The 8,870-nt window shown below is 72.5% G+C and carries 10 protein-coding genes; 4 read left to right on the forward strand and 6 right to left on the reverse strand.

Going from position 1 to position 8,870, the window contains the following annotated elements:
* Positions 1 to 54: 54 nt before the first annotated feature.
* Positions 55 to 1,242, reverse strand: a complete 1,188-nt coding sequence (locus AB0E90_RS36830; protein ID WP_360416255.1) for a methyl-accepting chemotaxis protein — start codon at positions 1,240 to 1,242, stop codon at positions 55 to 57.
* Positions 1,243 to 1,303: 61 nt separating this feature from the next.
* On the reverse strand, positions 1,304 to 2,158 hold the full coding sequence (locus AB0E90_RS36835) for a helix-turn-helix transcriptional regulator (protein ID WP_360416257.1): 855 nt from the start codon (positions 2,156 to 2,158) through the stop codon (positions 1,304 to 1,306).
* A gap of 102 nt (positions 2,159 to 2,260) precedes the next feature.
* Here AB0E90_RS36835 and AB0E90_RS36840 point away from each other — a divergent pair, with 102 nt between their 5' ends.
* The 4 genes from AB0E90_RS36840 to AB0E90_RS36855 all read left to right on the forward strand — a co-directional run bounded on the left by AB0E90_RS36840 (position 2,261) and on the right by AB0E90_RS36855 (position 6,132).
* Positions 2,261 to 3,127 (forward strand): oxidoreductase, encoded by an 867-nt coding sequence (locus AB0E90_RS36840; RefSeq protein ID WP_360416259.1) that lies wholly within the window; start codon positions 2,261 to 2,263, stop codon positions 3,125 to 3,127.
* Positions 3,128 to 3,372: 245 nt separating this feature from the next.
* The gene (locus tag AB0E90_RS36845) at positions 3,373 to 4,056 is read left to right on the forward strand and encodes a hypothetical protein (protein ID WP_360416261.1); all 684 of its coding nucleotides are present in this window, start codon (positions 3,373 to 3,375) and stop codon (positions 4,054 to 4,056) included.
* A 15-nt stretch (positions 4,057 to 4,071) separates the two neighbouring features.
* Positions 4,072 to 5,448: an AMP-binding protein gene (locus AB0E90_RS36850; protein WP_360416263.1), complete on the forward strand. Its 1,377-nt coding sequence runs from the start codon at positions 4,072 to 4,074 to the stop codon at positions 5,446 to 5,448.
* 99 nt (positions 5,449 to 5,547) lie between these two features.
* Positions 5,548 to 6,132, forward strand: coding sequence for a carboxymuconolactone decarboxylase family protein (locus AB0E90_RS36855; RefSeq protein WP_360416265.1), 585 nt, complete (start codon positions 5,548 to 5,550; stop codon positions 6,130 to 6,132).
* On the opposite strand, the gene AB0E90_RS36860 is transcribed toward AB0E90_RS36855, so the two are convergent.
* The 4 genes from AB0E90_RS36860 to AB0E90_RS36875 form a co-directional block, all read right to left on the reverse strand.
* The gene (locus AB0E90_RS36860) at positions 6,095 to 6,730 is read right to left on the reverse strand and encodes a hypothetical protein (RefSeq protein WP_360416267.1); all 636 of its coding nucleotides are present in this window, start codon (positions 6,728 to 6,730) and stop codon (positions 6,095 to 6,097) included. The two genes, AB0E90_RS36855 and AB0E90_RS36860, sit on opposite strands and share 38 nt — an antisense overlap.
* Positions 6,731 to 6,814: 84 nt before the next feature.
* Entirely contained in the window at positions 6,815 to 7,948 is a 1,134-nt protein-coding gene (locus tag AB0E90_RS36865) for a hypothetical protein (protein ID WP_360416269.1), read from the reverse strand.
* Complete coding sequence (locus tag AB0E90_RS36870) at positions 7,929 to 8,243, reverse strand: hypothetical protein (RefSeq protein ID WP_360416271.1); 315 nt, start codon at positions 8,241 to 8,243, stop codon at positions 7,929 to 7,931. The genes AB0E90_RS36865 and AB0E90_RS36870 overlap by 20 nt, the downstream gene beginning before the upstream one ends.
* A 141-nt stretch (positions 8,244 to 8,384) precedes the next feature.
* The gene (locus AB0E90_RS36875) at positions 8,385 to 8,810 is read right to left on the reverse strand and encodes a hypothetical protein (protein ID WP_360416273.1); all 426 of its coding nucleotides are present in this window, start codon (positions 8,808 to 8,810) and stop codon (positions 8,385 to 8,387) included.
* Positions 8,811 to 8,870 lie beyond the last annotated feature (60 nt).

Below are 8,870 nucleotides of genomic sequence, written 5' to 3' on the forward strand. Positions count from 1 at the left end.
GATATCGGGGCCTCGTCGGCATCACCAGACCCCAGTCTCAAGGAAAAACGGCCTCTAGGCGGTCTCGAAGGCTCGGTTTATGTGGGCCTCGATCTGGCGGTGGGCCTCCGGGCCGACGTCGGTCAGTTCCATGCCCAGTTCGATGTCGTCGCCGCGCTCGCGGCGGCGGGCCACCCGGCCGGTCACGGTGACCGGGGTGCCGTTGATCTCGGTGGCGATCTGGACGGCGTCGCCGACCGCGATTGGGGTGCGGGCCGGCAGTGTGCAGCCCAGGCCGCCCTCGCTCAGGTCGGTCAGGCGGCCGGCGACCGGCTCCGGGCGGGACGGCACGCGCACCCGGACGATGCCGGTGGCGGCCAGGCGGTCGGCGCGGCGGCGTTCCAGGCGTTCGGCCACCTCGGAGAGGTCCTGGATCTGCAGCATCGTGGCGTCGACGGTGGTGTTCAGGCGTTCGACGATCTGGTGCTGGTCGTCGGCGATGCCGTCGAGCAGGCCCATCGCCTGCTCGATCACGTCGACGTCGGAGACGATCGCGGTCAGCGTGCCGCCCATCGCGGCCACGTCGGCTTCGAGGGCGGCGATCGTCGCGGCGATCTTGTCGGTGGAGTCGGCGGTGGTGTCGGCGAGGTTCTTCACCTCGGCGGCGACGACCGCGAAGCCCTTGCCGGCCGCGCCGGCCCGGGCCGCCTCGATGGTGGCGTTCAGGGCGAGCATCCGGGTCTGGGTGGCGATCTCGCTGATCACGCCGGCGATGCCGGCGACCTGGTGCAGGGAGTCGTTGAGCGCGGTCGCGGCCTCGTCGGCGCTGCGGGCCCGGCGCACCATGGTGGCCGCGGCGGCGCTGGTGGTGGACACCCGCTCGTGGGTGGCGTTGGCCGCCTGGCGGGCCGCGCCGACCTGCTCGACGACGTCGCGGAGGCGTTCGCCGATGACCGCGCCGGTGTCGTCGATGGCTTCCTTGGCGCGGCGGCGCAGCCGGCCGTTGAGCTGGCGCTGCTCCTGCTCGGTGGCGCGGGCCCGGGACTCCCGGTCGGCCCTCATCTGCTCGACCTCGGCCTGCCGCTCGGCCAGCGTCGCTCCGAGGGCGCTCAGGTCGAAGGTGGGCGTGCCGGCGACCCCGGGCGCCACAAGAGCGAGCGAGGTTTCGAAGGCGTGCAGGTCGCGGCCGCGCTGGCGGTGGGCGCCGACGACGTACGCGCCGACCACGAGGACTACCGCGAGACCGGCCCAGAGCCAGGTCACGCCGTGGATCCAGGGGTGATGACGACGGTGTGCACGGCTCTCCGTTCCGGGGGGCGAACGACTACGCCGTACTCATCGGCGGCGCGGAAGCCCGCTTTAGAGGTCGCCCGGCCGCCGCGGAGGCCAGCAGAGCGAGCTTGTCGGCGCTCTCGCTGCCCGGTTCGGCGTGGTAGACGGCCAGCAGCTGGCCGGGCGCCTCGCCGATGGTCAGCTTCTCCCGGCGCAGGCTGAGCTCGCCGACCTGCGGGTGCTCGAGGCGGGTGGGCCGGCCGTCGCGGGTCTGCACGTCGTGCCGCGCCCACAGTTGGCGGAACTGTTCGCTGGACAGTGACAGCTCCCCGACGAGCTGCACGAACCGTGGGTCGTCGGTGTCGGTGCCGACCGATTCCCGGAAGCCGGCGACCAGCACCGCGGTGTCGCGCTCCCAGTCCGGGTAGAGCGCGCGTTCCTGCGGGTCGAGGAAGACCGACAGCATCCGGTTGCGGCCGGGCTGCAGGTTCGATGACAGCGCGGTCGCGAGCGGGTTGGCGGCGAGCACGTCGAAGTAGCGGCCCTCGACGAACGCGGGCAGAGCGAGCGCGTCCAGCAACTGTCGGATGCCGGCCGGCACGGTTTCCCGGCGCGGCCGGCGGGCCCGGCGGGGTTTCGGCGTGGCCAGGCCGATCAGGTAGTCGGTGGCAGCCTCGTCGAGCTGCAGCACCCGGGCGATCGCCTCCAGGACTCCCAGCGACGGGTTGCGGTCGCGGCCCTGCTCGAGCCGCAGGTAGTAGTCGCCGCTGATGCCGGCGAGCATGGCCACCTCCTCGCGGCGCAGCCCGGCGACCCGGCGCACCCCGGTGACCCGCACGCCGGCGTCCTCGGGCCGCACCAGCGCGCGGCGGGCCCGCAGGAACTCGCCGATGGTGTTGTCGCTCATGAGGGCCACGGTAATGCGATCGACGGTGGCGATCCTGGTCCTGTCACCCCCAGGATCGGCGGAGCACTGCCTGTTCTGCCACGGAGGGAAGAAGCTGGACCCATGACAGAGAAGAACATGACCACGGCCAACCGGATGGGGTACGGCGCGATGCAGCTCGCGGGTCCGGGCGTCTTCGGGCCCCCGGCCGACCGCGACGAGGCGATCGCGGTGCTGCGGACGGCGGTCGAGCTGGGTGTGGACCACATCGACACCGCCGACTTCTACGGCCCGCACGTGACGAACCAACTGATCCGGGAGGCTCTGGCCCCGTACACACAAGATCTCTTGATCGTCACCAAGGTCGGTGCGGTGCGTGACGACCAGGGTGGGTGGGTGCATGCGCGGGAGCCGGAGCAGCTCAAGGCGCAGGTGCACGACAATCTCCGCAATCTCGGCGTCGACGTGCTCGACGTGGTGAACCTGCGGGTCGGCGGCGGCAGCGACGGGCACACGCCGGTGCCCGGGTCGGTCGCCGACAAGTTCGCCGCCCTCGCCGAGCTGCGCGACCAGGGCCTGATCCGGCACCTGGGGCTGAGCGTCGTCAGCGCCGAGCAGGTCGCCGAGGCGCAGACCATCGCGCCGGTCGTCACCGTGCAGAACTGGTACAACGTGGCGCACCGCGGCGACGAGCAGTTGATCGCGTCGCTGGCCGCGCAGGACATCACGTACGTCCCGTTCTGGCCGCTGGGCGGCTTCAACCCGCTGCAGTCCGGCACGCTCGACGCGGTGGCCGCCCGGCTGGAGACGACCGCCAAGGCGGTGGCGCTGGCCTGGCTGTTGCACCAGTCGCCGAACATCCTGCTCATCCCGGGCACGTCGAAGGTCGCCCACCTGCGGGAGAACATGGCCGCGGCGTCGCTGAAACTGCCGGCCGACGCGCTCGACGAGCTGGACACGATTGCCGGTACAGGCTTGGACCGCGGATAGCGCCGGCCGCGGTTACGGTCCGGGCATGACTCCACGACTCACCGCAGACCCGAGCATCGGCGAACGCATCCAGGCCCGCCGCCTGCTGCGCGGCTGGAGCATCCGGCATGCCGCCAGCCGCGCCGGCATCTCCCACGCCACCTGGAGCCGGATCGAACGGGGGCGGCAGGCGGCGGACAACCGCTTCATGCTGGCCGACATCGCCGCCGCCCTCGAATGCTCCGCCAACCTTCATCGCCTCCTCGTTGCTGCGCAACCTCGGCCACCCCGCCGACGCCTGGCTGGGCGCCGAGCGCTGCCGGGACGCGGCCGAGGCAGCCGGCGATCCACTGCTGCGGGGGTACGCGGCTTTCGCGCGCGCCGGCGCAGCCATGGCCTGCGACTCCTTCGACCGTGCGCTCGCCCTCGCCGGCCGGGCGATCGACGACCTGCACGGCCGGGCCGGGAGCGCCGAGGTGGTGGGCACGTTGCAACTGCTCTGCGCGTACGCGAGCCGTGGCCGCCGCAACCTCGACGACAGCCGCACCTGGGCCGCCGCGGCCACCGAACTGGCCGCCCGCACCGGCGAGACCGCCACCATGGGCCTCTACTTCGGGCCGACCAACGTCGGCATCTGGCGGATCGGCATCGAGGTCGACGGCGACGAGCCCGGCCGCGCCGCCGAGGTGGCCCGCGGCACCGAGCCCGCCGCCATCGCGGCCGGCTTCCGGCAGGTCTTCTACTACGCCGACACCGCCCGCGCCCTGGCCCGGCTGCGCAAGGACCGGGAGGCGATCCGCTTCCTGCTCACCGCGGAACGCATCGCGCCGCAGCACGTGCACACCTCGGCGGTGGCCCAGGAAACCACCCGGGCGCTGCTGGAACGGGCCCAGCGGCAGGCCGGCGGCTCCGAGCTGCGGGGCCTCTGCGAGCGGATGCAGGTGGCCTGAGCCGGGCATGTCAGGATGCGGGGCATGCTGCTGACCGCTCTGCTCGATCCCGAAGATCTCGCCGATGCCCTGGTCACCCCGGACGGCCGGTTCGCGCGACACGACCTGCTCGGCTGGGCGGCCTCGATCGCCGAACAGATCGCGGGGGCGCCGATCGTCGCGGTCGACGCCACCCCGGGAGCGGCCACCATTGCGGCGATCACCGGGGCGCTGCTGGCCGGGGTGCCGGTGGTGCCGATCCCGCCGGACGCGGGCGTGCTCGAACGCGAGCACATCCTCAGCGACTCCGGGGCCACGCTGCTGCTGTCCGACGGGCCGGGTGGCATGCCGATCACCCGTACGGCGCGGTCCTCCACCGTTCCGGTCGAGCCGGCCCCGGCGAGCCCGGCGCTCGTCCTCTACACCAGCGGCACCACCGGCAAACCCAAGGGCGTGGTCATCTCCCGGGCCGCCATCGCCGCCGACCTCGACGCGCTCGCCGCGGCGTGGGAGTGGACCCCCGCCGACACCCTGGTGCACGGCTTGCCGCTCTATCACGTGCACGGCCTGGTCCTCGGCGCCCTCGGCCCGCTCCGGATCGGCGGGCGGCTCACGCACACCGGGCGGCCGACCCCTTCGGCGTACGCGTCAAGCAGCGGAACCATGTATTTCGGCGTGCCCACCGTCTGGTCCCGGGTCGCTGCGGAGCCGGCGGCCGCCCGCGCTCTCGCCCCGGCGCGCCTGCTCGTCTCCGGCAGCGCGCCGCTGCCCGCGCCGGTCTTCCACGAGCTGGCGGCCCTGACCGGACAGGCCCCGATCGAGCGGTATGGCATGACCGAGACCCTGATCACGATCAGCGCCCGGGCCGGCGGCGAACGCCGGCCCGGCCAGGTGGGTCTGCCGCTGGACGGCATCGCGTCGCGCCTGGTGGACGAGTCGGGAGCGGTGCTCCTCGCCGACGGGAGCACCATCGGGCAGCTGCAGGTCCGCGGAGCCACCATGTTCGACGGTTACCTGCGCCACGGTCCCGCCCCGTTGACGGATGGCTGGTTCACCACCGGCGACGTCGCCACGATCGCCCCTGACGGCTGGCACCGCATCGTCGGCCGCGCCTCCACCGACCTGATCAAGACCGGCGGGTACCGGGTCGGCGCCGGCGAGGTCGAGGACGCCCTGCTGCTGCACCCGGCCGTGCGCGAGGCCGCCGTGATCGGCCTGCCCGACCCGGACCTGGGCGAACGCATCACCGCGTTCGTGGTGCCGGAGGCCGGCCCGATCGCCGAGGCCGACCTGATCGCCTTCGTGGCCGCGCGCCTGGCCGCCCACAAACGACCACGCACGGTCCGGCTGGTCGACGCCCTGCCCCGCAACGCGATGGGCAAGGTCCAGAAAACCCGCCTGCGCGACGCCTGACGGAGCCGCCGGGCGATCGACACGACGCTGGTTCTCACCCGCCGCCGACAGGTGCGGGACTCGCTTCTTTTTTCGAAGCGCCGATGCTACCGTGCCGCCATGCTTCGGAATCCGAATCAGTCGAGGGTGCCGCTGGTCGAGCCGCCGTACGACGCCGCCCTCACCGCCCTCGGCCCGCCGATCTCGCTGTTCCGCGCGTTCGCGCACCGCCCGGACCGGGCCCGCGGCATCCAGGGATGGGGCAGCTACTACCTGTCCCGGCGGTGCGCCCTGTCGCTGCGCCACCGCGAGCTGGTCATCGACCGGACGACCGCGCTGTGCGGCGCCGAGTACGAGTGGGGCATCCACATCGCGCTGTTCGCCGCCAAGGCGGCCCTGACCGGCGATCAGGTCCGGTCGCTGACCGCCGGGTCCCCGGCCGACGCCTGCTGGACCGATCCGGGCGACCGCGCGGTGCTCGCCGCGGTCGACGCCTTGCACGCCCGCAACGATCTGACCGACGAGGAGTGGGCCGCCGTGACGGAGGCAGTCGGTGCGGACGGCGCCGTCGACCTCATGCTGATCTGCGGCTGGTACCACGCGATCTCCTACGTCGCGCGGGCAGCCCGCCTCACCCCGGAACCGGGCTCACCGACCTTCGAGGCGATCAGCCGTCAGCCCGGCGGCGCTGCCCTTCCGGGGTGAAGGAGAACGCCTCCGGGAACGGGCCGGGTTTGTGGCGCACGGCGAGCACGACCGGTTCGGGGTGCTCGCCACCGCCGCCGTCCGCGAACCGGTTCCACAGGTGGACGCAGATCAGGCTCTCGTCCGAGGCGTACACCAGTGTCTTGGGGTAGTTGGGGTTGGTGGAGCCGATCGGCAGCGACGGCGGCCCGAAGGCGCCGGTCACTTCGGCGAGCGTCCGGTCCTGGGCGACCCACTCGCCGATGTCGGCGGCCAGTCGCCGATGGTCCGGCTCGAGCAGGATGCGGTCGAGGTCGAGCCACCCGCACCGATGAGCGATCTCGGCGTAGACCGACGCCACCGCGTAGCGCCGCGCGTTCGCCGGCAGGATCTCGCGGTAGGCGCCGTGAACCCCGGTCGAGGTGAAGGCCGGGCTCGCCCGGAGCGCCGCATACTCCGCCTCCCACCGGTCGAGCTTGTCGTCGACCGCGGCCATCGCCTCCAGCAGGAGAACCTCGGCCGTCTCGTCCCGGCCGAACAGTCCGGGCCGCCGCAGCGCGTCGTTGAGCCGGTCACGGTGGTGCCGCCGCGCACGCTCCAGCACGGCCTCGGCATCCACGCCGTCGATTATGGCGGCCGGATGGCCTGCCGCATAACCGCATTGGTCCCTGAACGCCCGTGATCCCGACGGTCGAGGCCATGGTCAGGCGCGTTGCAGGACCGCGGTGGCCCGGTGTGACTCCTCGCCGCTGGTGAAGGTCAGCGTCGCCGTCGGTTCCGCCCCGCTGGTGTCCAGGGTGCCGCCGACGGTTGTCGTGAGGTCTCCCGATCGGCGTTGGCCGGCCAGCACGTAGACCGGACCGGCTCCGGTCACGCCGCCGGTGACCGGGAACAGGTCGCTGCGCGCGTCCGGTGGGTCGTACATGAACTTTCCGCCGCTCGTGTCGACGATGAGCACTGCCCCGGCGAATCGGGCCCGCGCTCGGTCCGTCCACGCGGCGCTGCCGGACAAGCGGGTGAAGTCGATGACGGTCTTGACGGTATAGCGGGTTCCCGGGAAGTGCCGCTGTGGTGTGCTGTCGTCGGAGACCCAGGGCACCGGCTGGATGGGCGAGGAGATCAGCGCGTCCGGATCCTCGCTGACCCGGGCGGCGGCGAACGTGGCGGTCATCGTTCCGCGGCCGCTGTCGCCGAAGGCGCTCAGCCCGAGCAGGCCGATCGTGCCGGTCAGCGTGGACTCCTGCACCCGGAACCGGAGTTCACCCCGATCCGGCACGTACGCGGTGGCCAGCAGCCCGGTCGTCGCGGTGAAGGCGTTGGCGTTCTCGCCCGCCGGGCGGGCCGGCTCGAGGGGAACGAGGGACGTCTCCGTCCCGGAGGTGCGGATCTCGACCAGCGGGTCGGAGGTGCCCGCGCCGAAGCACGTGCCGTGGCTCCCGAACCAGATCATTCCCGGCGCGGGGGCGCCCCACGGATTTCCCACCTTCAGGCACCACTTGTACGGCAGCTTGGCGGCGCCCTTGCGGATGCGCAGCTCACCCTGGAGGTCGAAGGCCGCTCCGCCGATGGCGCTTCCGCGCACGGTGACCGTGTACGCGCCGAACTGCACCGCCGGCCGATCCGGCGCACGGTTCGCCGAGATCACCACGGCGACGACCGCGACGCTGGCCAGCAACCCGGCGGTGACGGCGGCCCAGATCGCATGCCGCTGCCTCCGGGAAACGGTGGTGGCATGGACGTCCACCTTGTTGTCGTTCCCCGTGACCACCGCGCCGACGACGTTCCCACCGACCTGCACATGCCGATCGGCGGCCGGCTCACCGTTGGTGGTCGCCACGAGTCCGCACCTCGTTGTGATCGCCGGTGACCACCGCGCCGTTCAGGTCCCGGCCGATGTGGACGCCGCCGTCCCGCCGGGCCGGCGTGGCCGCGGTCTCGCGACGTGCGGAACGGATGCCGGCCGCCGCCAGCCCGATCGACAGGATGCCGGCGACGAGCGCCACGACCGCACTGAGAACGCTGGACCAGCTGTCCATGTCGCTGAGGCTGCGCCCGGCGAGAAACCAGGACCAGGCGCCGGCCGCCACCAGGGCGACCACGCCGGAAACCACGAGGAGCGTCCGATTGCTCACCCCGCGATTGTTGAGCACACGGCGGAATGATCGCCTCCGTCAAGCGGCCCCACTCCGGGATCCGCTCCGCGCAAATGTGGCGGCGACCAGCGGAGGTTCATGGACGGTCGCCCCGCAGGCGATCTGGTAGACCAGCCCGGCCTAACGGAATGCGCCGGCGTTGTCGGCGACGAAAGCGCGCAGGTCCCGCGGAGTGCTGCCGGTGATTGACTTGACGTCGTCGGAGAGCCAAGCGGCGTCGCCCTCGGCGATCAGGGCGAAGGCCTGGGCGTTGGAGGTCGCTACCGGCTCCGGGACGCCGGCCTTGATCATCGCGGTGCGGTGCTCGGCGGGGCTGATCCGGCGGTACTCGATCGGGTGCCCGAGCGTGGCGGTCAGCTCGGCCGCCACGTCGGTGTAGGTGATCAGGGCGGGGCCGGTCAACCAGTAGGTGCGCCCGGCGTGCGGCGCCGGAGCGGTGACGATCGCGGCGGCGGTGGCCGCGACGTCGCGGGCGTCGATCATGCCGACCTGGCCGTCGCCGGCCGACATCAGAGGGCGGTTTGTGAGGTTTCCGTAGTTCGTCATCGCTCGATGTCGTGACCTTCGGGCTGCGCCGATGTCTGATCGGCGGGTGTGCTGGTTGAG

The sequence above is a fragment of the Actinoplanes sp. NPDC026619 genome (assembly GCF_040638295.1).
Classification (GTDB): domain Bacteria; phylum Actinomycetota; class Actinomycetes; order Mycobacteriales; family Micromonosporaceae; genus Actinoplanes.

Bases quoted from the DNA above. Each gene is read 5' to 3' on its own strand.
- AB0E90_RS36840 (WP_360416259.1), top strand. From the start codon at position 2,261: ATGACAGAGAAGAACATGACCACGGCCAACCGGATGGGGTACGGCGCG.
- AB0E90_RS36850 (WP_360416263.1), top strand. From the start codon at position 4,072: ATGCGGGGCATGCTGCTGACCGCTCTGCTCGATCCCGAAGATCTCGCC.
- AB0E90_RS36835 (WP_360416257.1), bottom strand. From the start codon at position 2,158: ATGAGCGACAACACCATCGGCGAGTTCCTGCGGGCCCGCCGCGCGCTG.
- AB0E90_RS36875 (WP_360416273.1), bottom strand. From the start codon at position 8,810: ATGACGAACTACGGAAACCTCACAAACCGCCCTCTGATGTCGGCCGGC.
- AB0E90_RS36855 (WP_360416265.1), top strand. From the start codon at position 5,548: ATGCTTCGGAATCCGAATCAGTCGAGGGTGCCGCTGGTCGAGCCGCCG.